Genomic DNA, 23,116 nt, shown 5'->3' on the forward strand with positions numbered 1-23,116 from the left:
GCCTTGACCGCCCTTTGCGCCTCAGAGCCTAGTCGCGACTGCCCGCTCTGCCCGCGGCTGCACGACTTCATCGCCGAGTGGCGGCAGCGCGAACCATCCTGGTTCAATGCGCCGGTGCCGACTTTCCTGCCCTCGGAAGGTGACGCGACGGTCCAACTGCTGATCGTCGGGCTGGCGCCCGGCCTTCGCGGTGCCAACCGAACGGGCCGCCCGTTCACCGGCGACTATGCCGGCGACCTGCTCTACTCGACCCTGATTTCGCACGGTTTTGCACGCGGCGAATTCAAGGCCAGACCCGACGACGGATTGGAGCTTGTCGGCACGGCGATCACCAATGCCGTGCGCTGCGTGCCGCCTGAGAACAAGCCGGTGGGCGCGGAGATTGCCACCTGCCGGACATTCCTGGTGCCGACGATCGCCCGGTTCCCTAATTTGCGCGCCGTGCTGGCACTGGGATCGATCGCGCATCAGTCGACGGTGCGGGCGCTGGGCGGGCGCGTCGCCGCCTACCCGTTCAAGCATGGCGGGCAGCTGCCGGCCGGTGGCGTCACGCTGTTTTCGAGCTATCACTGCTCACGCTACAACACCAACACCGGCGTGCTGACCGAAGCGATGTTCGTTAGCGTTTTCAGCCAGATAGCGGAATTCTTGCGGACATAAATGTTTTTGCAGTAATTAGAGTTGGTGTCCGCAGACATCAACTCAGTGCGGCAGTGCATTCAGCGCATCCAACATGGCTGGCCCACCCTGCAGCACATTCAGGTCGACATCGCCATTGATGCCGTCAACGCGACCCCTGTTGTGGTACTGCCAGTAGACCCAGTCGTTGCGATCCGGCTCCAGGAGCAATGAGCGGAGCCAGAGCGGACGGGCAGCAATGCGCCCTGCATACGCTTCCGCTGCGTCGTCGGTCAGATAGACCACCGCCGGCTTGCCGAACGCCGCCTCGACTGGAGCGAGGAACGCGGCCAGTTCGGCGTTCAATTGTTCGGGCGTCGGCCGCTGCGGGCAGTTGCCGCCGAATTCGATATCGACCACGGGTGGCAGCAGGGGCTGATCGTGCGGCACCACCGAGATGAAATTCTTCGCCTGGTCCGCACCCGGCCGGCAAAAGGTGAAAAAGTGATAGGCGCCGACGGCGAGACCGGCGGCCCGGGCCTCTTCCAGATTCCGTGCGAAAGCATCATCGACATGATCGCCGCCTTCGGTCGCCTTGATGACGGCAAAGGCGACATCGTCGGCGGCTACGCGCCGCCAATCGATCTGGCCCTGATGATGGGAGACGTCGATGCCCCTGACCGGATATTTATCGCGATCCGGCGAGAATGACCTGAAATAGAGATAGCCGCCTGCTGCGAGGAAACACAACAAGACCAGGCTGGCCAAACCAAAGAGAACAATCCGGTTCTTCAAGCGAATGGCCCCGCCTACCCACGCTCTTTTAACAGCCGGCCCTTCTCGCGCGACCAATCGCGCTGCTTCTCGGATTCGCGCTTGTCGTGCAGCTTCTTGCCGCGGCCGACAGCGAGCAGCAGCTTGGCGCGGCCCTGGTCGTTGAAATAGATTTTCAGCGGCACCAGTGTCATGCCTTCGCGGTCGACACTCTGTGCCAGTTTCGCCATCTCGCGCTTGTTGAGCAGCAGCTTGCGGCGCCGCCGCGGCTCATGGTTGAAGCGGTTGGCCTGCAGATATTCCGGCAGATAGGAATTGATCAGCCAGATCTCGCCACCTTCGACCGAGGCATAGCTGTCCTGGATGTTGGCCTGGCCCTGGCGCAGCGACTTGACCTCGGTGCCGGTCAGCACCAGACCGGCCTCGACCGTGTCAAGCACCTCATAGGAAAACCGCGCCTTGCGGTTTTCCGAAACGGTCTTGTTGTTGGGATCGGCTTTTCTGACCTGGTTCATGATGCTTAGAGTCCGTTTCGAAACTCGCTCCTGCGAGTCAGATGATGGTGTCATCGAGAACCGGAGCGGAGCGTACATATAGTACGTGAGCACCGGAAGCGCAGGTGACGCCTTCAGATGGCCGCAGGAGTAGAGTTTCCAAACGGGCTCGCTAATTAATCAAGCCGGCGTGCTTCATAGCCGCATCGATCTTGTCGGCAGTCGACTGTTCGATCGTCACCAGCGGCGAGCGCAGCACGTTTTCGACCTTGCCTAGCTTCGACAGCGCATATTTGGCGCCGGAAACGCCAGGCTCGATGAAGATCGCCTTGTGCAGCGGCAGCAGGCGATCCTGCAGATCCAGCGCCCTGACGCTGTCGCCGGCAAGCGTTGCCTCCTGGAATTCGGCGCAGAGCCGCGGCGCGACGTTCGACGTCACCGAAATACAGCCGACGCCGCCATGGGCGTTGAAGCCGAGCGCCGAAGCGTCCTCGCCCGAAAGCTGGATGAAATCCTTGCCGCACGTGGCGCGCTGCTCGGAGACCCGTTCGACCTTGCCGGTGGCATCCTTGACGCCGACAATATTCTTGAAGTCGTGCGCGAGCCGGCCCATCGTCTCCGGCATCATGTCGATGACCGAGCGCGGCGGGATATTGTAGATGATGATCGGCAGCTTGGTCGCCTTGGCGACCGCCGCGAAATGCTCGTAAAGACCGCGCTGTGTCGGCCTGTTGTAGTAGGGCGTGACGACGAGGGCGGCATCGGCGCCGGCCTTCTCGGCATACTGCACGAGGCCGACTGCTTCCTCGGTGTTGTTGGAGCCGGCGCCGGCGACGACCGGAACGCGGCCCTTGGCCACCTCGATACACACCTTGACGACCTGGCGGTGCTCGTCATGCGACAGCGTCGGCGACTCGCCGGTGGTGCCGACCGGCACCAGGCCCGTCGTGCCCTCTGAGAGTTGCCATTCGACGAACGCGCGAAAGGCTTTCTCGTCGAAACGCCCGCTCTTTTCGAACGGTGTCACGAGCGCAGTAAGCGAGCCTCTCAGCATGTCGTCCAACTCCTTGGCACTTCTGGTGTTTTGTGTCGGTGTTTGTGGTCGCGCCTTCTAACCGAAAGCGAAGCGGCGCACCATAGTCTCGACATGGTTGCGCGGCAAGCATTGCCATGGTGCCAGCAAGCGCAATTCGAACAGCCTCGCTAACCCTTTGTTTACGGGCTCTTCACGACCTAAGTTTAGGCTTCGAGGCATCTTCGCCAGCCTGTGGAATGCCAGGACAAGGAAAGACTTAAGGATCATGCCGGGCGGTCGGCCTCACCTTTTCGCGCTGCTTGGCGCCACGCTCGCGCTGATGCCGGGCATGGCGATCAGCGGTAGCGTGGACGTACGGGTCACCTCAGCCATTCCGATGCCAGGCGCGGCAATTGCGCTGCCTGACCTGCAGGATAGGACGCGACAGGCGCCCTTGCCCGACGTCGCCCCCCTGAAAAGCGGGCTGGATGCGTTGGCGGCGGGCGATAGTCCCCGCGCTCGTGGTGTGCGCGATGGCCTTCCCGCTCAGTCGCTCGACCAGCATATCCTTGCCTGGGCGATCGCGCTTTATGGCGGCGACAAGGTTCCGAGCGGCGATATCACTGCTGCGGCCAAGACGCTGCCCAACTGGCCAGGGACCGTCGCCCTGCGCAGGAACAGCGAGCGCGCACTCTATCGCGAGAACCCTGCCCCCGACATCGTTATCAGGGCGTTCGACGGCAGCCAGCCGCAGACATTCGAAGGCGTGATGGTTCTTGCCCGCGCCTATGTGGCGTCAGGCAATATCAAGGCGGCACGTTCGGTGCTGTCGCCCTTCTGGCGCACCGCGATCCTGGAGGCCAGGGACGAGGCGGCGCTGATCAAGGAATTCGGCAGCTTGATCCCGGCCACCGACCACCGTTTTCGCATGGAGCGCATGTTCTATGCCGACCGCGCGAATTCCGCCTTGCGCGTCGCCGGCCTGGCCGGCGCCCAGCAACTCGCCGAGGCCTGGGCGGCGGCCGACAAAGGCGACAAGAACGCGCCCAAGCTGCTGAAAGCCGTGCCGACAATGCAACGTTCGGCCGGCTACTTCTTCGCGCAGGCCGAATATCTGCGCAAGCAGGAGGATTTTGCCGGGGCCGCCGCCATTGTGATGCAGACGCCGACCGATCGCGACGCTCTCGTCGATCCGGATGCCTGGTGGGTCGAGCGCCGGGTGCTGTCGCGCGAACTGGTAGACCAGGGCGACATGAAGACCGCGTACAAGATCGTCGCCACACACGCCGCCGAAAGTGCCGCCAATGCGGCAGACGCCGAATTCCATGCTGGCTGGTATGCGCTGCGCGGCCTGAACGACCCAAAAACCGCGGCCAGTCATTTCGCTCGCATCGCGGACCTCGCCCAGGGGCCGATGACGCTGTCGCGCGCCTATTACTGGCTCGGCCGTGCCGCGGAAGTCGGTGGTCCGGGCAATGCAAAGGACTATTTTGCGCGCGCCGCTGCCTATGGCACGACATTCTACGGCCAGCTTGCCGCCGAACGCGTGGGCCGGCAGGCGCTGAACATCGCCTACCCCTCGCCAAGTGCAGCCGACCGGCAGAATTTTGCCGGCCGCGAGGCCGTCAGCGCCATCAAGCGGCTGCAGGAGGCGGGCTACGACCGCTATGCCGAGACGCTCTATCGCGACCTTGCCGGGCAGTTGACCAGTCCGGGCGAACTGGCGCTGCTGGCTGTCCTTGCGGAAAAGCAAGGGAACCATTTCATGGCGCTGAAAATCGGCAAGATCGCCGGGGCGCGTGGCATCGATGTCGGCGCATTGTCGCATCCGCTCGGCGTCATTCCCGATTCGGCCGACATTTCCGGCTCGGGCAAGGCGCTGGCCTATGCGATCGCCCGTCAGGAAAGCGAATTCAACATCGGCGCCGTGTCCAGCGCCGGCGCGCGCGGGCTGCTGCAGCTGATGCCGGGAACCGCAAGGCAACTGGCGAAGAAGGCCGGGCTGCAGTTTTCGCAAACACGGCTGACCACCGATGCCGGCTACAATGCGACGCTTGGCTCAGCCTTCCTCGGCGAACAGCTCGATCGCTTCAACGGCTCCTACGTGCTGACCTTCGCCGGCTACAACGCCGGCCCCAACCGAGCCAGCCAGTGGGTGGCCAGATATGGCGACCCGCGCGGCAAGGACATCGACGCGGTCGTCGACTGGATCGAGCGGATTCCCTATACGGAAACAAGGAGTTACGTTCAGCGCGTGATGGAGAATTACGAGGTCTACAAGATGCGTATTTCGGGCAAATACGACATTGTCGGGGATCTGGTGAACGGGCGGAGTTGAGGCTTTCTGTCCTTCTCCCCTTGTGGGAGAAGGCAAAAGAGCCTTTCATTTGACCATCCCTGCCCTCGCCTGTAGCTGTCCAGATCGGTACAGCGAGATCGAACATTCCGATGGCAAGCGAGCAAAGATTCTCCGACTTCTTCTACAGCGCACCGGATGGGCTGAAGCTCCATGCTCGCATCTACGGTGAGGCCAATAGCGGACCCTGGCCGGTTGTCTGCCTGCCTGGCCTGACCCGCAACGCCAGGGATTTTCACGAGCTGGCGCTCTATCTGTCGACGCATGCGGCAACTCCGCGCAAGGTCATCGCCTTCGACTACCGTGGGCGCGGGCAGTCAACCTATGATCCCGACGTCAAAAACTACAATGTCGGCGTGGAGGCTGGCGACATCCTGGCCGGGCTGACGGCGCTGAACATCGAGGAAGCGGCCTTCATCGGCACCTCGCGCGGGGGATTGATTATCCATGTGCTCTGGATGATGCGGTCATCCGTCCTGAAAGCCATTGTTTTCAACGACATCGGACCGGTGATCGAGACGGCCGGACTTGCCCATATCCAGTCTTATCTCGAGCGCGACCCGGCACCGAAAACCCGCCCAAAGGCAATTGCCGCCCAGCGCAGCGTGCATGGCGAAGACTTCCCCGCCCTTGCCGGCGCCGATTGGGATCGCATGGTATGGGCTCTCTACCGCGAAACGGATGATGGGCTGATGCCGGATTTCGATCCGAAGCTGGTGGATACCGTTGCCGGTCTCGATCTGACGCAGAAGCTGCCTGATCTATGGCCTCAATTCGAGGCGTTGGCCGCCATCCCGTTGCTCGCCATACGTGGTGCCAATTCGAGATTGCTGTCCATAGATACGCTGAAGCAGATGAGAGAGCGCCATTCCATGATGGAGACGATCACTGTCGAGGGCCAGGGCCACGCGCCATTCCTAGAGACCGGCAGTCTACCGGGCGACATAGCCGCTTTTCTCGATCAAGCCGAGCGGAAGAATATCCTGAAGTAAATCCCATGACCAAACAAGGTCACGGGAATAGCCACAAAAGTATAGGCAGACTTCTTCAGCCTACTTGGCTTTTGAACTTCTCCGAGCCGCTTTCGGCGACTCCTTTGCGGCGGCGGCTGCCTCGTCCTTCTTTTTCCGCCCTGCCGTCGGCGACGAAGGCGTCGTCATAGGCGAAGAAAACACGGAGCCTTCAGCGCGATTGCCGCCCGGCTGAGTCGATCGAGGTGTTTCCAGCACGATGACACAGCCATCGAGATCGTTGGTGGCCAGATGCGCGTAGCGCATGGTCATCGACAACGTCTGGTGGCCGAGCCACATCTGCACGCGCCGGATGTCGATGCCGCCCTGGACAAGGCGCGAGGCGCAGGTATGGCGCAGTATGTGCGGCACCACCTGGTCGTCTGCGCCAAGTCCGACTTCGGCCTTCGCGTCGTTCCAGATGGCACGAAACTGTGCCTGGCTAAGCTTTGTGAACGGTCCTTTGGGCCGGCGACCCTCAGTGGGAGGCAGCTTGATGACCTCCTTGACCCGCTCGGTCATCGGAATGGTGCGGCTGCGGCCGGATTTGGTGATCCAGAAACTGACGCGATGCTCCTGGATATCGTTCCAGATCAGCCCGAGCGCCTCGCCGAGACGGCATCCGGTGTCGACCAGGAAGACGGAAAGCCTGTAGGCATCCTCGCTGCGGCTCTTGATGGCGGCGAACAGGCGCGCCTCTTCGTCCCTTTCGAGGAAGCGAATCCGACCCGCCCGCTCCTTCTGGCGGCGGAACTCGGGCAGGCTGTGGATATCTCCCATCTTGTGAGCCTTGCGCAGCAGTTTGCTGAGGGCAGCCATCTTTCGATTGATGGTTGCGTTGCTGTTGCCGCGCTGGCGCAAGGTGCCGATAAGGTTGTCCAGGGTACTTTGGTCAAAGGCGCTGAAACGCTCCCCAAGGAGAATTTCGTCTATTTCGCCGATGAACGAGCTGACATTATACTTATGCCGCCCGTCGTCCCACAATATGTCCCGATATGCTGAAAAAAGATCTCCGACCCGATGCGACTTTACTTCTCTAATCTTGTTGTAGGTGTATAGAATCTTCGGACTTTGAGAAGAAAACATCGAAAAATGATCAGAGGACTCGCCCTCTTGAATCGCTTCGTTCGTCATCATTTGCCACACCCCCGAGTGGGATAGGTCAGCCCTACCCGCTTGGAAGCGTCCTTTCAAGAGAATTTAATCACGCGGTTGTGATTTCATCCGCCCATCAGCGGATCCCACGAAACCATTCCACGGATTTATTCAGCTACCGTTACCCCCATCCTTCTGTTTGCCTTGATCCAGTCGCGAAAACAAAAACAGCCCGGGCGTTGTGCGCCCGGGCTGGATTTCACCTGTAAGGAACCAGCCCTTAGAACGAGCGCTGGAAGCGGAGGATACCGCCGATGTTGCTTTCCTTGTCGGCGCTGGTCCAGTTGGACGCAGGGTAGCTGCCGGCATTGAGGTAGTCGACTTCGGCCGTGATCGTGAAGCCTGGAACCACATCGTAAGCGATGTTCGCCGCGATGCCGAGGTTTTCGTCTTCATCATACGACACCTGGGCGTTGAACGAGGTCTTCTCGTTGAACTTGTAGGTGCCACCGCCCCAGACTGCCCAGTTGCCGCCCCAGAGCTTGTACATGCCGCGGCCAGCAGCAGGAATAGCATAAGACCCGTCGTTGTAGTTATCGTCGGTGCCGTAGCCGCCCATGATCCACAGCGACAGTTCGTTCGAAACGTTGACGTCCAAGCGAACCTTGCCAGCGACTTCTTCGTAAGCGCTGTCATAAGCGACGACGCCGCTGATGGCGCCCCAGCCCTGCGTCCACTTCACGCCGCCGACGACATGCGGAACGTAGCTGTCGATCGAGTACGGGCCGTAACCTTCTTCAAGCGAGACGACGGCCGAGAAACCGTTGCCGGCATCGAAGTAGTACTGGACGACGTTGGTGTCGAAGCCGCCGTAGGGAACCAGCGTATCCTGGATGACGTTGCCGGCATAGCCGATGAACGTATCGAAGGCCGATTCGTCTTTACCGACACGGAGACCACCGAGCTGGATCCAGGCGAAGTTCAGCGAGACGCCCTTATTGTAGGCGTTGCCAGAGTAGCTGCCGTCGCTAAATCTCGTGTTGCCGAAATTGAAGCGGGTCTCGGTGTAGGTCTTCAACGTGCCGAGTTCGGTTTCCTGGCCTGTCCAGGTCTTCAGCGTGAAGCGGGCGTTCTTCTGCCAGGTATCGTTGACTTCACCGTCTTCTTTGTCCCGGGCCCAGGCACCATCGAACGAGCCGACATCGCCAGCGCCAATGTCATAACGGACATAGCCGCCGATGCGCAGGCAGGTTTCGGTGCCGGGGATGTAGAAGTAGCCAGCGCCGTAGACGTCGCAAATCTTGACGTATTCAGCGGGTTCCGGCTCGGCGACGACGACGGCGTCGGCGGCGCGCGCACCGGAAACTGCGATCAGGGCCGCAGCGGAGCCGAGGAGAAGGCTCTTGATGTTCATTTTCTGACCTCCAGTCAAAAGTTAAAAAACGGGTCTGGGTATTCTTTGCTGAAGGACAGCGTTCCCTGCCCCATCCCCACTACCGAAAAAGATGCGCACCGCGCCGCTCCTTCGAAATCGACATTACCCATGAGGCGGCGGCGTTCAACCACGATCGTACCGGCGAAAGGGCTGCCTGGCTGCTATCCCCCGGCGTTGTTGCACAAATGACACGATTTGGCCTCACTCAGAAAGCTCTCGTTAACCATCAGGCCCGCCGCAACCCCTTGTTTGCCGCCGAATCCGGCGAACGGCCGTCGGAATCATGGCGAGTTCCCGAGTCGCTAGCCAGGAAACAACCGCAGGACCGCCTCATCCATGGAAGGCCACGGTTCAGTGCATCTTATTTTTCCATATAATGATGCGGGCTTGTTGATTGTGCCGGCGCTTTTCTTTATCCACCGGCGCAACGGAGAGGTGGCCGAGTGGTCGAAGGCGCTCCCCTGCTAAGGGAGTAGAGGTCAAAAGCTTCTCGTGGGTTCGAATCCCATCCTCTCCGCCACCCTACGCCCTGCGGGCTTCGGGTGGCAGGCCACCCGGAACCGCATTCGGACGTGGGAGTGTCGCCCGAAGCTACGAAGTAGCGTAGGGGACCATGTGGTACGTGTATTTCCTGCAGCTTCATAATGGCGATGTCTATGTCGGGTCGACAAACGACCTTCGACGCCGGTTCGAATCGCATCAACAGGCTTTGTGACTTCGACCAGGGCCTATCCGCCTGTAGCCCTGAAGACCTATATCGCGGTCGAAACCGAGGCCAACGCACGGCAACTCGAGCGATATTTCAAGGCCGGATCGGGCAAGGCTTTCGCCAGTAAACGGTTTTGGCGGACAGAGCCCCGCTGAAGGCCTTTTTACCTATCGCCTGAAATAGAAAGAAAAAAAGACCTGATAGCTGGTTTTTGCCGACCTCCGCTCTCGATTCTGACTGGAGGTCAGAAAATGAACATCAAGAGCCTTCTCCTCGGCTCCGCTGCGGCCCTGATCGCAGTTTCCGGTGCGCGCGCCGCCGACGCCGTCGTCGTCGCCGAGCCGGAACCCGCTGAATACGTCAAGATTTGCGACGTCTACGGCGCTGGCTACTTCTACATCCCCGGCACCGAAACCTGCCTGCGCATCGGCGGCTATATCCGTTACGACATCGGCGGTGGCGACCTCGGTTCGTTCGATGGTGCAAAAGCCGCGGATCACCAGGATGGTGATGACCACAATACCTGGATGAAGAATACCCGCTTCACGCTGAAGACCTGGACAGGCCAGGAAACCGAACTCGGCACGTTGAAGACCTACACCGAGACCCGCTTCAACTTCGGCGACGACAACGCTTTCGAGGACGTCAACGCCGCCCATAACCGGGACGTCTCGCTGAACTTCGCCTGGATCCAGCTCGGTGGCCTGCGCGTCGGTAAGGACGAATCGGCCTTCGACACGTTCGTCGGCTACGCCGGCAACGTCATCCAGGATACGCTGGTTCCCTACGGCGATTTCGACACCAACGTCGTCCAGTACTACTTCGATGCCGGCAACGGCTTCTCGGCAGTGGTCTCGCTGGAAGAAGGTAACGCCAATGACACGATCGACAGCTATGTTCCGCATGTCGTCGGTGGTGTGAAGTACACGCAGGGCTGGGGCGCCATCACCGGTGTGGTCGCTTATGACAGCAACTATGAGGAAGTGGCCGGCAAGGTTCGCCTGGATGTGAACGTCTCCAACGAACTCTCGCTGTTCATCATGGGCGGCTACGGCTCGGACGATAACCTCAACGACAACCTCGGCAATCATGTCGACGCCAATGGTCGCGGCTTCTACAAGATGTGGGGTGGCAATTGGGCAGTGTGGGGCGGTGGTACCTACAAGTTCAACGAAAAAACCTCGTTCAACGCCCAGGTGTCCGCTGACGATTGGAAGAACGTCGGTGTTGCAGCGAACATCGCTTATGACGTTGTTCCGGGCTTCACCGTCACGGCCGAAGTCGACTACCTCCATGCAGGCCGATTTGGCGATGTCAACTATATCAACCCATCGTTCACACCGGCCGACAAGAAGAACAGCATCGGCGGTCTCCTCCGCTTCCAGCGCTCGTTCTAATATATTTCGACTTGTCCAAATCGAAACCCGGCGGGCAACCGCCGGGTTTTTTCATGCCGGATTTCCAAGGGACTCGTCAAAATGCACCTGTGCTGCCAGCAGCGGAGCCTCTGCACTTCTTGAATGTTAGGGGCCAACGGTAGCCAGCCGACGAGGCGGAGCCCTGACAGCTCCGGCAACCAGGGCTATTAGCCAGTCCGGCAGCGCCTGAGATTTCGCGCCAAGCGCTTCGAGCGCCGACCAGCAGAAAATAATCAGCCAACCGGCGATTGCGTTTGGGATCGTCGGGTGCGGAATCACGCGCATCCGTACGCTTCTTCAGCTCAGCAGTGCCAACTAAAATCGGGGTGACGTGCATGAGAGGCACGCCAGCCCCGTTTGAATTACGTTTCCGCCAAGTCGCCCAAAGCATCGATTAGAGGCTGGATCTCGCCTTCATAATTCTTCCAGCGCTTGACAGACGATTTGTAGATGGGTTGGCGAACCTGCCAGCGGCTGGGCGTGTTGACCGAACCATCCCTGTCGAAAAAACGCAGGCAGGCGTCATCCCAAGGCAGCCCAAGGTAATCTATGAGGCGGCGTGACTGCGCCTCCTGATCTTCGACCAGCGTTTCGTACTGGTTTTCGAAGATCAGGCCCGGGAAAACCTCGTTCCAATGCTGCATCAGACGGTCATATTCGCGATAGTAAAGACCGAGTGTCTTCAGATCGGTGTTGTAACTGTGCCCCTCGCCGAATTTCAAGACATAGCAAGAGACGCAATTGTCGATGGCGTCACGGCGGCAATGGATGATCTTTGCGTTGGGGAAGAGAAGGCCAATCAAACCGATCAGTTCAAAATTATGCGGCATCTTATCCACGATCCTAAGTGCCGCGGGCGCCCGCTCCTTCAGATAGGACAAATGCTCCTCGGCCAATGTTCGGGACAAGCCTTTTGTGATCGACGCGATCGCCGAGTTCAAATCTCCGGCGGACGACCTTCTGAGTTCAATCGCATTCGCCACCCGCCTAAGCTTCATTAGTTCGCCCGCGCCATGTACATCAGGATGACTGGCGCAGATCTGTTCCGTAAGAGTTGTGCCTGAGCGAGGCATGCCGACCACGAACACGGGAATTTCCGAAGGATTTCCGTAATCGGCCTTGGCAGCCAGCATCTCAGGCGTGAAGGTCGCAATCAGTGAGTCTATCCAGCGACGGTATTGGTCGATATCGAAGTTGCGGCCTGATGCCTGTTTCGACTTGTTGAAATGGTCGAATGCATCCTTATAGCGTTTGAGATCATTCAGCACCTTGCCGGCCGCCAGATGAAGGTTCTCGGCACCATCCGGTTCAAGCTTCGGATTTCCAAGTTCGCCAAGAATGGCTTTGAGCTCCTTAGGCTCTTCGGTGAATTTTTGTGTCTGCACGAGGTCATTGTACGCCGCCGGCACCTTGATACGACGTTCGATTGCCTCCTGAAGATAGGCGGCAGCTTCAACCATCCGTCCCACGCTGGTGAGCGCGCGAGCCAGTCCGATCCGCACCTTTGGATGATCCCGGTTTATTTTTAGTGCCTTCTCATAAAGCGGCAAAGCCATCTCAGGTTTGTCAAAGTCGATATAAGCGTCCCCCAATGCACAAAGTGCTTCGATAAGATCTGGCTGCAACTCCAAGGCGTATTGCATATGTCTGATTGCTGGCGAATATTCACTGACCTTCACATAGGCCGAAGCCAGCCCAAGGTGGTAGTAGGGGTTTTTTGGCTCCTCGCCGACCGCGCGTGCGAAATATCGCAAGGCCGCCTCATCGTCGTAGCCCAGGCAAACAGTTCCCAAAATATATAGGGCGAGTGGATGGTTGGGCGTGCGCGCCAGAACTTGCAGGCATAAGTCCTGAGCTTCGCCGAGCCGTTTGGCTTGTTGAAACTGATATGCCTGCTGCAGCAACGCCTCGTCGGCCTGCGCACGCGAAAGCGAATTCGCTTTCGGAAGATTCGGTTGCGGGAATTTGGGTTTCGGTCCGGTTTGGACCTTCAGGTGCTTGGACCAGGCAGGCGGCAGACGATTGTTCATTGCGTCTCGCTAGCAAAAAGATACGCAGGAATCCAGCGTTACGATTGCGGACCGCCGGGTGCTTGCACGGCCAAGTCGGCCACGCTAGCAAGAAGGCCCTTTCAAGCGAGCTTCCACCATGCACCAGCGCCCTCCCCTCATGCCGCTCATCGCAGCGCTTCCCTCGACGGTGCCGTTTGTCGGCCCCGAAGCGCAGGAGCGCGAGCGTGGCCGCGCTTTTCGCGCCCGCATCGGCGCCAATGAGAGCAGCTTTGGTCCCTCGCCGCGCGTCACCGCTCGGATGGCCGAGATCGCCGGCGACATGTGGATGTATTGCGATCCCGACAATCACGATCTGAAGGTGGCGGTCGCCGCGCATCACGGCGTAAAGGCCGAGAACGTCGTTGTCGGCGAAGGCATAGATGGCCTGCTCAGCCTGGTGGCACGCATGTATGTCGCGCCTGGTGACGCGGTGGTTACCTCGCTCGGCGCTTACCCGACATTCAACTTCCACATTGCCGGTGTCGGCGGGCGGCTGGTGACAGTCCCTTACGAGAACGACCGGGAAAGCCTGGATGGCCTGCTGGCGGCGGTGCGTAGGGACAAGGCCCCGCTGGTCTATCTCTCCAACCCCGACAATCCAATGGGTAGCTGGTGGGAGGCGAGCGAGATCATCCGCTTCATCGAGGCGCTGCCGCAAACCACCATGCTGGTGCTCGACGAGGCCTATGGCGAACTCGGGCCGGCCTCGGCGATGCCGCCGATCGATATCTCCAGGCCAAACGTCATCCGCATGCGCACCTTCTCGAAGGCTTACGGGCTGGCGGGCATACGCTGCGGCTATGCGATCGCCGAGGCCCAGGTGATCCGCGACTTCGAGAAGATCCGCAACCATTATGGTGTCAGCCGCATGGCGCAGATCGCCGGCGTCGAGGCGCTCGCCGATCAGGACTATCTGCAAAGCGTGGTGGCGCGGGTCTCGGCCGGTCGCCGACGCATCGCCGGCATTGCCGAGGCAAATGGCCTGAAGCCGCTGGCGTCGGCGACCAACTTCGTCACCATCGATTGCGGCGGCGATGGCGCTTTCGCGCTGAAAGTTCTGCAAGGTCTGCTGTCACGCGACGTCTTCATCCGCAAGCCGATGGTGCCACGGCTCGACCGCTGCATCCGCATCAGCGTCGGCCTCGATCACGAGCTCGACATTCTTGCCGAGGAGTTGCCTGGCGCGCTGGCAACAGCGCGGGGAAATTAGGTTCCGTCTGCAGGCAAACCAGCTGCAAAGCAGCCTAAAAATCCATTTCCCAGGTCTGGCCGGTCAGATCCTTGCCGAAGCTGTGGTGGTGCTCCTGCGAGACCAGCCTGAAGCCGGCGCGTTCGTAAATTGCGCGCGCCGCGACGAGGATGTCGTTGGTCCACAGCACCAGCTTGGTGTAGCCGCAAGCCCGGGCCTGGTTCACGCATTCCGCGACCAGTCGTTTGCCGATGCCGAGGCCGCGCGCCGACGCCTCGACATGCAGCATTCTCAGCTTGGCCATTTCGTCGTCCTGATGAACCAGGAACACCGCGCCGACCGGCTCACCACCGCGCTCTGCGATCCAGCAGAAATCGCGGCCGGGCACGAAATTGCGAATGAAATCGGCGCCGATCTCGGCGAGCATGGCCTCGAACTCGATCGTCCAGCCATATTCCTCGGCATAGAGTTGGGCCTGGCGCTGCACGACCCAGCCGACATCGCCGACGCGATGCGGCCGCAACGTCACCTCGCTGCTGTCACGGGTGGGATCGCCCAGCAATTCCCCCGCCTTGCGCAAGGCGCTGCGCAGTTCATGCAACCTGTCGTCGGGGACGCTTTCGATCAGCCGCGCCGTGTCCCGATCGGCCGCCGCTTGCAGTCTGGCAAGCGCTGCCTCGCCTCGTGAGGTCAGCGAGAGGACCCTTCGGCGCCGGTCAGCCGGGTCCGTTCTGGCCTCGGTTAGCCCCTGGCCCGCGAACTTGCGCAGGATTCGCGTCAGATAGGCGGCATCGACACGCAACTGTCTTGATATTTCGGAGGCGGCCGGGCCATTCTCCAGCCGAAAAGCCCCAGCCAGGAAACCTCGCTCGCCCGCGATTTCGGCGGAAGCCGGGTTGCTGCGGTGACCTAGTTCGAACAGCACGCGCGCCTCGGTCAAAGTGAATGCACTTTGTGTCAGCGTCTCGTCGAGAAGGCCGACGGTGCGCGTGTAGAAGCGATTGAAGCGCCTGACATCGGCCACCAATGCGTTGCGTTCGTCCAACATCCGCGGCCACTCCTGAGGCAGCCGTATTTTCCAAAATTAGTGGACGGAGTCAATTAAATTTCGAGCCCGAGAGGACAGCCATTGCGCCCGCGCACAGTTCCCGGTTGCATTCCTCACGCCACGCGCCAGATTCAAAACGGGACAGGCTTGGAGAGATTCATGGCTGATCGTCGCAGGGTAGTGCTGACGCGGGTCTACGGCAATGTGCAAGGCGTCGGCTTCAGGGCCTGGGCTCGGGATCAGGCCACGAGCCTTGGCCTTGCGGGCTGGGTCCGCAATGAGGCGGATGGGTCTGTAACGGCCCAGATCGCTGGGCTCGATGAGGCGGTCTCGACAATGATCGAGCGCCTCTGGAAAGGGCCGGTCGGGGCTTCGGTTTCCAGGGTCGACGTCGAGGACTTAGCAACACAACACGTTCTTGTCGGGTTCAGGATCATTGCCTGAGCGCGCCGCTTGAATTAATCGAACGTTCGTTTTATTATCGCTCCACAGAGGAGCTGACATGGCGCGCACGACCGGATCCGATGGCGAAAAGACCGAAGCGACCATCCGTGGGGCGGCGGTCAACCTCATCGCGCGGTTTGGCTACGAAGCAATGTCGATGCGCCAGCTTGCCGCCGAGGTCGGCGTCCAGGCGGCCGCGCTCTACCGCTATTTTCCAACCAAGGAAGAGCTTCTGTTCACGCTGATGCGCGAGCACATGGAGGGTCTGGCCACAGCATGGGAGGCAGCCCGCCCGGCGAACGCAGATTCGGCGCAACTGCTCTCGGCCTATGTGCGCAATCACATCGCCTTTCATATCGAGCGACGGCACGCCACGCATGTGTCGAACATGGAATTGCGCAGCCTGTCGCCCGAACGGCTGACGCAGATCCTGCGCATGCGCACTGCCTACGAAAAGGAACTGCGCACTATTTTACGCGATGGCGCCGAGACGGGCACCTTCAGCATCGACGACACCGGGCTGACCGCCATGGCCCTGATCCAGATGATGACTGGCGTCATCGTCTGGTTTCGGCCGGGCGAACGCCTGTCGATCGCCGAAGTGACCGCGACATATCTTTCAATGACAATGCGGCTCGTCGGCGCGAAGATCGACGCCTACAGCGCCGCGCGCCCCTTCGGGCGCGCAAAGGACGCTGCAGCATTTTGATTTCGCGCATGATCCCTTTCCGAAAATCAAAGCCGATTTTCGGGGTCATGCGCAGGGAGGAGAAAAATGTACACGAACACGCTCAGCTTCGGGCATGACGAGGAGATCGAGGCGCTGCGCGACTTGGTGCGGCGCTTCGCCCAGGACCGGATCGCTCCGATCGCCGCCGACATCGATCGCTCGAACGAATTTCCGGCGCATCTGTGGGGTGAACTCGGTGCGCTCGGCCTGCTCGGCATCACGGCCGATCCCGATTTCGGCGGCAGCGGCATGGGCTATCTCGCGCATGTGATCGCCGTCGAGGAAATCTCGCGCGCTTCGGCCTCGGTCGGCCTCTCCTATGGTGCTCATTCCAATCTCTGCGTCAACCAGATCAACCGCTGGGGAACGCCAGCGCAGAAGGGAAAATTCCTGCCGCCACTGTGCTCGGGCGAGCGGGTCGGCGCGCTGGCGATGTCGGAACCCGGCGCCGGCTCGGACGTCGTCTCGCTCAAGCTGCGTGCCGAAAAGCGCAACGACCGCTACGTGCTCAACGGCACCAAGATGTGGATCACCAACGGGCCTGACGCCGAGACCCTGGTCGTCTACGCCAAGACCGACCCGGACCTGAAATCGCGCGGCATCACCGCCTTCATCGTCGAGAAAGCGATGGCCGGGTTTTCCGTGGCGCAAAAGCTCGACAAGCTCGGCATGCGCGGCTCCAACACCGGCGAACTGGTTTTTTCGGATGTCGAAGTGCCGTTCGAAAACGTGTTGCATGAGGAGGGGCGCGGCGTCGAGGTGCTGATGTCGGGCCTTGACTATGAACGCACCGTGCTTGCGGGCGGCCCGATCGGCCTGATGGCGGCCTGCCTCGACGTGACGATCCCCTATGCGCATGAGCGCAAGCAGTTCGGCCAGGCGATCGGCGAGTTCCAGCTGGTGCAAGGCAAGCTGGCCGACATGTACACGGTGATGAATGCCGCGCGCGCCTATGTCTATGCCGTTGCCGCCGCCTGCGACCGCGGCCAGACGACACGCAAGGACGCCGCCGGCTGCGTGCTGTTTGCCGCCGAGAAGGCGACGCTGATGGCGCTGGACGCCATCCAGCTGCTTGGCGGCAACGGCTATATCAACGACTATCCGACCGGCCGCCTGTTGCGCGACGCCAAGCTCTACGAGATCGGCGCCGGCACAAGCGAAATCCGCCGCTGGCTGATCGGCCGCGAGATCATGGCCGAGGGGATGTGATGCCTAGCAAGGGAATGCAAGTGTGCCGGACTGCGGATTGCTTGACACGTCAAACACCCATCTCGTGGGAGGCTGTAGTTTTGCGAGTATTGAGAGATAAGCAGGGCCATAGATGATCCTCTCATTGGCGCATCCAATCACAAGGCGGGGAATATTTGCGATGGCTTTGTTTTCCTCAATTGCGGGCTTTCTCGGACAAGCCAAGGCGCAGAAGCGGCGCTTCTCTGACATTGCGGAATTCAGAGGGCTCGTAATCGCCGCACTCAAACGGCAGCCGGGTGTCGATAGCGCTATCGTAGACCCATCGGATCCCGCAAAGATCAGTGCAAAAATCGGCGGCGTGGAAGTGACGCCCGACGTCACAAACGTGTTCGGCTACTTAAACTCATACCCCGACGAGGACGCTGATGCGGCTATAGACAGACTTGTCCGAAGCCTCACCGAAACGCGACCGACCAAGGCGAGCGAAGAAAATCTCATCGCGGTGATCCGGACCCAGCAATATGTCGAGCACCTCAAATCGATGGGTTTGGATTTGTTGTATGAACCGCTGGTTGGTGAGATCTCGGTTGTCTATATGGTCGACCTTCCGGATTCGGTGTCACCCGTGGCACCAAAAGACTTCCCAGGTCGGGCGCTTTCGGATTTGCGGGTCGTTGCGCTGGACAACGTAAAGAAATGGCTTCCTAGAATTGTTTCCGACGGAGAAGCCGCGTTAGCGTGCCTGTATTATGTCGACGGCAATACTATGTTGTCCACAAGCCTTATACTTGTTGACGATTTCTGGTTGTCAATCAAACCACAGTTTCCTGGCGATGTTTTGTTCGCCCTGCCACGCCGAGACCAGTTGTTCGTCTTCGATGCAGGCAATCCGCAAGCCCAAAGCGCGGCCAGGCAGATGATAGACGTTACGTTCAAGGACGGTTTCAATCTGCTGTCCGACAAGATTTTCGAACGCCGCAACGGCAAACTCCTGGCGCAGATGTAGGGGTTGGACATGGCTCCATTGCAAACCCAGATATCCCCCTCCTCCGAAGCCTTCCGTGCCAATGCCGAGCGCATGCGGGCGCTGGTCGCCGACATTGCGGAGAAGGCGGCGGCCGTCGAGCGCGGCGGCTCGGATGAAGCGCGCGAGCGGCATGTTTCGCGCGGCAAGCTGTTGCCGCGGGAGCGCCTGGCGCAATTGCTCGACACCGGCTCGCCCTTCCTCGAGATCGGCCAGTTCGCGGCATGGTCGATGTATGGCGAGGAGATCTCTTCGGCCGGCATGATCGCCGGCATCGGCCGCGTCGAAGGCACCGAGGTCATGGTCGTCGTCAACGATGCCACGGTGAAGGGCGGCACGTATTATCCGCTGACAGTGAAGAAGCATTTGCGGGCGCAGGAGATCGCGCAGCAGAACAATCTGCCTTGCATCTACCTCGTCGACAGCGGCGGTGCCAACCTGCCCAACCAGGACGAGGTGTTTCCCGACCGGGAGCATTTCGGCCGCATTTTCTACAACCAGGCCAATATGTCGGCATCAGGCATTCCGCAGATCGCCTGCGTCATGGGTTCCTGCACGGCGGGCGGAGCGTATGTGCCGGCGATGTCCGACGAGACGATCATGGTGCGCAACCAGGCGACCATCTTCCTCGGCGGTCCGCCGCTGGTGAAGGCGGCCACTGGTGAAGACGTCAGCGCCGAGGATCTCGGCGGCGCCGATGTGCACACGCGGCTTTCCGGTGTTGCCGACCACTATGCACTCGACGACGACCATGCGCTCGCCATTTGCCGACGCATCGTCAAAAACCTGAATCGGAACAAGACTGTAAGTCTGAACTTACAGAAATCGATTCCGCCGCTTCATCCCGCGGATGAACTGTACGGCATCGTGCCTACCGACCTGCGCCAGCCCTATGACGTCCGCGAGGTGATCGCGCGCATCGTCGACGGTTCCGAATTCGACGAGTTCAAGCAGAACTACGGCACCACGCTGATCACCGGCTTTGCCCATCTGCATGGCATGCCGGTCGGCATCATCGCCAACAACGGCGTGCTGTTTTCCGAAAGCGCTGTGAAGGGCGCGCACTTCATCGAGCTATGCTGCCAGCGTAAGATCCCGCTTGTGTTCCTGCAGAACATTACCGGCTTCATGGTCGGCAGAAAATACGAGGCGGGCGGCATCGCCAAGGACGGCGCCAAGCTGGTGATGGCGGTCGCTACCGCCCGCGTGCCAAAGGTGACGATCATCATCGGCGGTTCGTTCGGCGCCGGCAATTACGGCATGTGCGGCCGCGCCTATTCGCCGCGCTTCCTGTGGATATGGCCGAACGCCCGCATCTCGGTGATGGGCGGCGAGCAGGCGGCAACGGTGCTTGCCATGGTCAAGCGCGAAGGCATCGAGCGCAAGGGCGGGGAATGGAGCGCCGAGGAGGAGGCGAAATTCAAGAAGCCGATCCTGATGAAATACGAGCATGAGGGCCATCCGCTCTATTCGTCCGCACGCCTCTGGGACGACGGCATCATCGACCCTGCGAAGACCCGCGACGTGCTGGCACTCAGCCTGTCCGCTGCGCTCAACGCCGAAATCGAGGAGACGCGCTTCGGCGTGTTTCGGATGTGAGAATGGACGGTCAACTTCGACGGACAAACGGCGGAACTATAGCGGCAGGCCGTTGCTGCCGTGCGAAAAGGCTGAACTGTATGGACCAATCGATTCATCAGCATAGGCGGCTTCGATTCTCAAACAGTGAACTGGCGGTGAGGCAAAATATTCGCTACTGCTTATCCAGCATGGGGCAATGGGGACAGGCTGGAAATGAAACTGAAATATTGCCAGGGAACGGCTGCTTCGATACTTTCTGCATTTCTAATATTAACAGCGACCGACGCCGGCTCGGCGGAATCGCTCGCAGGACGCAAGGGAGACGTGCGTTTTCCGCCGACCTTGGGTTCGGGCGAATGCAACGTTGCCTACAAGGGTTATGTCGCGGCGAGCGGTCATTCGGCCTACGCTACAACCTTTTATTCGCGTGTCGTCGACCTCTACATTGTCTGCGGGACGAAGCTCAACGCGCCGTCCCAGAAGGCGGCGGAAGAGACGGCGCTGCGCAATTGCCAAGCCGGCTTGACACGGTGGAAGCTCAAGACCGCGAGTGGCGGCTGCGCAATTTCGTCATCGAAATAGATACTACCGACCGCAAGGTAGAGCACTCCCTTGGTAAGGGAGTGCTCTACGCCGAGGGCTGGAATGGCTCACGGGACAGTACCCCCCTCTGCCCTGCCGGACATCTCCCCCACGTGGGGGGAGATCGATGGTCGCTATCGCTTTCGCCAAATTCCAACACTGAAAGTTCGCAGCGAGGGCAAAGCTGCCAATCTCCCCCCTTGCGGGGGAGATGTCCGGCAGGACAGAGGGGGGTGTTCAAGCGCCCTGCTTCCCATGGACTTCGAACCTTACATGCGGAGGCTCCATGTTCGCCAAGATCCTGATCGCCAATCGCGGTGAGATCGCTTGCCGTGTCATCCGGACGGCGCGCAAGATGGGTGTGCGCACTGTCGCCGTCTATTCGGATGCCGATGCGAGATCCCTGCATGTCGAGATGGCCGACGAGGCGATGCATATCGGCCCCTCGCCCGTCGGAGAAAGCTATCTGCGCGGTGACAAGGTCATCGCCGCGGCCCTGGCAACGGGCGCACAAGCCATTCATCCCGGCTACGGCTTCCTGTCGGAAAATCCCGATTTCGTCGACCAGGTGGCGGCGGCGGGGCTGATTTTCATCGGCCCGTCGGCGGCCTCGATCCGGGCCATGGGGCTGAAGGACGCCGCCAAGCGGCTCATGGAAAAGGCCGGCGTGCCGGTCGTGCCGGGCTACCATGGCGAGGCACAGGAAATCGTGCTGCTTGCCTCCAAGGCACGCGAGATCGGCTACCCGGTGCTGATCAAGGCGCGCGCCGGCGGCGGCGGCAAGGGTATGCGCCGGGTCGAGCATCCCGATGAGTTTTCCGAGGCGCTGTCCAGCGCGCGGCGCGAGGCGAAAGCCGCTTTCGGCGACGACCGCGTGCTGGTCGAAAAATATGTCGACAAGCCGCGCCATATCGAGGTGCAGGTGTTCGGCGACAATTTCGGCAATGCAGTGCACCTTTATGAACGCGACTGCTCGGCGCAGCGCCGCCACCAGAAAGTGATCGAGGAATCGCCCGCGCCCGGCATGACCGAGGCTTTGCGCAAGGCGATGACGGATGCGGCGGTGAAGGCCGCCAAGGCGATCAATTATTCAGGCGCCGGCACCATCGAGTTCATCGTCGATGCCTCGCAGGGCCTGAAAGCCGACCGCTTCTGGTTCATGGAGATGAACACCCGCCTGCAGGTCGAACATCCGGTCACCGAAATGGTGACCGGCACCGATCTGGTCGAGTGGCAGTTGCGGGTCGCCAGCGGCGAAAAGCTGCCGAAGACGCAAAGCGAGATCGCGCTCGTCGGCCATGCCTTCGAGGCGCGCATTTATGCCGAGGACGCGACGAAAGGTTTTCTGCCGGCAACGGGCACGCTGCACCATCTGAAATTTCCAGACGCGGCCTCCGAAGGCGCCACGATGCGCATAGAGACAGGCGTGCGGGCGGGTGACGCCATCTCGCCCTATTACGACCCGATGATTGCCAAGCTGGTCGTCCACGCCACGGACCGTCAGGGGGCTCTGGAAGCGCTTGGCGCGGCGCTATCCCGGACCGAGATCGCCGGCTCGACCGTCAACACCGCCTTTCTTGCCGCTCTGGCCGCCGATCCGGATTTTGCTGCAGGCGATGTCGACACCAGCCTGATTGGCAGACACCAAGAAACCTTGGCGACCGTCCCGCCGCCGAGCGACGAAACCATTGCTGCCGCCGCTCTTGCGGCCTCCGGTGCCGGCGCAACCCCGTCATCCGACGATCCGTGGTCGTCGCTTGTCGGCTATGCCCATTTCCACAGCGTGGCGCGACGCACATGGCTGAGGTTCGGCGAAGACGATATCGCGGCGAAGGTTTCGGTGCGGGCGGACGGACGATTCCAGGTCGCGCTGGACAAGCCCTATGGCGACACCAATTCGCATGATTTTCGCGCCACGCCACGCCTCGCCCGCTGGCCAGGCCATATCACCGTGTTCGAAGGCGCCGTTGGCTACACCTTCGCCGTGCCGGACCCGTTGGCACGGGCCGATGAGGCGGCGGCAAGCACCGGCAGCCTGCGTGCGCCGATGCCGGGATTGGTCAAGCTGGTGCGCGTGGGAAAAGGCGATACGGTGATCAAGGGCCAGCCGCTGCTGATCCTCGAGGCGATGAAGATGGAGCACACCATCGCCGCGCCGCATGACGGCGTGATCGCCGAGATCGCCACAGAGGGCGCACAGGTCACCGACGGAACGGTGCTGGTGCGGTTCGTCGAGGAGCACAACGCCGCGACCACAGCAGTGAGCTGACGGTTCGGAAGGCCACGACAGGGGAAGCAAAAAAATGGCCGGGATGAACCCGGCCATTTCTCTATGCCATCCAGTCGCCAGGG

20 protein-coding genes and 1 tRNA gene are annotated in these 23,116 nt (G+C 60.7%); 14 read left to right on the forward strand and 7 right to left on the reverse strand.

What is annotated here, in order from left to right:
- Positions 1-3: 3 nt before the first annotated feature.
- Positions 4-660 carry a uracil-DNA glycosylase gene (locus NP945_RS04500; protein WP_127267155.1) on the forward strand — a complete coding sequence of 219 codons (657 nt, stop codon included), beginning with the start codon at positions 4-6 and terminating at the stop codon, positions 658-660.
- 42 nt (positions 661-702) lie between these two features.
- Here NP945_RS04500 and NP945_RS04505 read toward each other — a convergent pair whose 3' ends face one another.
- The 3 genes from NP945_RS04505 to dapA form a co-directional block, all read right to left on the reverse strand.
- Positions 703-1,413 (reverse strand): glycoside hydrolase family 25 protein, encoded by a 711-nt coding sequence (locus tag NP945_RS04505; protein ID WP_256745669.1) that lies wholly within the window; start codon positions 1,411-1,413, stop codon positions 703-705.
- 14 nt (positions 1,414-1,427) lie between these two features.
- A complete protein-coding gene (smpB, locus tag NP945_RS04510) occupies positions 1,428-1,907 on the reverse strand; it encodes an SsrA-binding protein SmpB (protein WP_256745670.1) in 480 nt (159 codons plus the stop codon).
- A 151-nt stretch (positions 1,908-2,058) separates the two neighbouring features.
- Positions 2,059-2,940, reverse strand: coding sequence for a 4-hydroxy-tetrahydrodipicolinate synthase (dapA, locus tag NP945_RS04515; RefSeq protein ID WP_127267153.1), 882 nt, complete (start codon positions 2,938-2,940; stop codon positions 2,059-2,061).
- 247 nt (positions 2,941-3,187) lie between these two features.
- Here dapA and NP945_RS04520 point away from each other — a divergent pair, with 247 nt between their 5' ends.
- Both NP945_RS04520 and NP945_RS04525 read left to right on the forward strand, forming a co-directional pair.
- Positions 3,188-5,239 (forward strand): lytic transglycosylase domain-containing protein, encoded by a 2,052-nt coding sequence (locus tag NP945_RS04520; RefSeq protein ID WP_256745671.1) that lies wholly within the window; start codon positions 3,188-3,190, stop codon positions 5,237-5,239.
- 110 nt (positions 5,240-5,349) lie between these two features.
- Complete coding sequence (locus NP945_RS04525; RefSeq protein WP_256745672.1) at positions 5,350-6,249, forward strand: alpha/beta fold hydrolase; 900 nt, start codon at positions 5,350-5,352, stop codon at positions 6,247-6,249.
- Positions 6,250-6,309: 60 nt separating this feature from the next.
- Here NP945_RS04525 and NP945_RS04530 read toward each other — a convergent pair whose 3' ends face one another.
- Both NP945_RS04530 and NP945_RS04535 read right to left on the reverse strand, forming a co-directional pair.
- Positions 6,310-7,404 (reverse strand): site-specific integrase, encoded by a 1,095-nt coding sequence (locus tag NP945_RS04530; protein WP_256745673.1) that lies wholly within the window; start codon positions 7,402-7,404, stop codon positions 6,310-6,312.
- Positions 7,405-7,642: 238 nt separating this feature from the next.
- A complete protein-coding gene (locus NP945_RS04535; RefSeq protein WP_128309236.1) occupies positions 7,643-8,776 on the reverse strand; it encodes a porin in 1,134 nt (377 codons plus the stop codon).
- A 450-nt stretch (positions 8,777-9,226) separates the two neighbouring features.
- On the opposite strand from NP945_RS04535, the gene NP945_RS04540 reads away from it, so the two are divergent.
- From NP945_RS04540 to NP945_RS04550, 3 genes are all read left to right on the forward strand, one after another.
- Positions 9,227-9,317, forward strand: a tRNA-Ser gene (locus tag NP945_RS04540).
- Positions 9,318-9,410: 93 nt separating this feature from the next.
- Complete coding sequence (locus NP945_RS04545; protein ID WP_256745674.1) at positions 9,411-9,512, forward strand: GIY-YIG nuclease family protein; 102 nt, start codon at positions 9,411-9,413, stop codon at positions 9,510-9,512.
- A gap of 245 nt (positions 9,513-9,757) precedes the next feature.
- Positions 9,758-10,903 (forward strand): porin, encoded by a 1,146-nt coding sequence (locus tag NP945_RS04550; protein ID WP_256745675.1) that lies wholly within the window; start codon positions 9,758-9,760, stop codon positions 10,901-10,903.
- A gap of 383 nt (positions 10,904-11,286) precedes the next feature.
- Here NP945_RS04550 and NP945_RS04555 read toward each other — a convergent pair whose 3' ends face one another.
- Positions 11,287-12,954: a tetratricopeptide repeat-containing sulfotransferase family protein gene (locus tag NP945_RS04555; protein WP_256745676.1), complete on the reverse strand. Its 1,668-nt coding sequence runs from the start codon at positions 12,952-12,954 to the stop codon at positions 11,287-11,289.
- Between the two features lie 118 nt (positions 12,955-13,072).
- Between NP945_RS04555 and NP945_RS04560 the strand changes: the two genes are divergently transcribed.
- Entirely contained in the window at positions 13,073-14,185 is a 1,113-nt protein-coding gene (locus tag NP945_RS04560) for a pyridoxal phosphate-dependent aminotransferase (protein WP_256745677.1), read from the forward strand.
- A gap of 34 nt (positions 14,186-14,219) precedes the next feature.
- On the opposite strand, the gene NP945_RS04565 is transcribed toward NP945_RS04560, so the two are convergent.
- Positions 14,220-15,212, reverse strand: a complete 993-nt coding sequence (locus NP945_RS04565) for a helix-turn-helix domain-containing GNAT family N-acetyltransferase (protein WP_256745678.1) — start codon at positions 15,210-15,212, stop codon at positions 14,220-14,222.
- A 159-nt stretch (positions 15,213-15,371) separates the two neighbouring features.
- On the opposite strand from NP945_RS04565, the gene NP945_RS04570 reads away from it, so the two are divergent.
- From NP945_RS04570 to NP945_RS04600, 7 genes are all read left to right on the forward strand, one after another.
- A complete protein-coding gene (locus NP945_RS04570) occupies positions 15,372-15,656 on the forward strand; it encodes an acylphosphatase (protein ID WP_256745679.1) in 285 nt (94 codons plus the stop codon).
- Between the two features lie 58 nt (positions 15,657-15,714).
- Entirely contained in the window at positions 15,715-16,365 is a 651-nt protein-coding gene (locus tag NP945_RS04575; RefSeq protein WP_256745680.1) for a TetR/AcrR family transcriptional regulator, read from the forward strand.
- A gap of 66 nt (positions 16,366-16,431) precedes the next feature.
- Positions 16,432-17,595 (forward strand): isovaleryl-CoA dehydrogenase, encoded by a 1,164-nt coding sequence (locus NP945_RS04580; protein ID WP_256745681.1) that lies wholly within the window; start codon positions 16,432-16,434, stop codon positions 17,593-17,595.
- 160 nt (positions 17,596-17,755) lie between these two features.
- On the forward strand, positions 17,756-18,583 hold the full coding sequence (locus tag NP945_RS04585) for a DUF1444 family protein (protein WP_256745682.1): 828 nt from the start codon (positions 17,756-17,758) through the stop codon (positions 18,581-18,583).
- A 9-nt stretch (positions 18,584-18,592) separates the two neighbouring features.
- Positions 18,593-20,200 (forward strand): carboxyl transferase domain-containing protein, encoded by a 1,608-nt coding sequence (locus NP945_RS04590; protein WP_256745683.1) that lies wholly within the window; start codon positions 18,593-18,595, stop codon positions 20,198-20,200.
- A 195-nt stretch (positions 20,201-20,395) separates the two neighbouring features.
- Positions 20,396-20,764 carry a hypothetical protein gene (locus NP945_RS04595; RefSeq protein WP_256745684.1) on the forward strand — a complete coding sequence of 123 codons (369 nt, stop codon included), beginning with the start codon at positions 20,396-20,398 and terminating at the stop codon, positions 20,762-20,764.
- A 286-nt stretch (positions 20,765-21,050) separates the two neighbouring features.
- A complete protein-coding gene (locus NP945_RS04600; RefSeq protein WP_256745685.1) occupies positions 21,051-23,033 on the forward strand; it encodes an acetyl/propionyl/methylcrotonyl-CoA carboxylase subunit alpha in 1,983 nt (660 codons plus the stop codon).
- Positions 23,034-23,116 lie beyond the last annotated feature (83 nt).

Source organism: Mesorhizobium sp. LMG17149 (assembly GCF_024518695.1).
Lineage (GTDB): Bacteria > Pseudomonadota > Alphaproteobacteria > Rhizobiales > Rhizobiaceae > Mesorhizobium.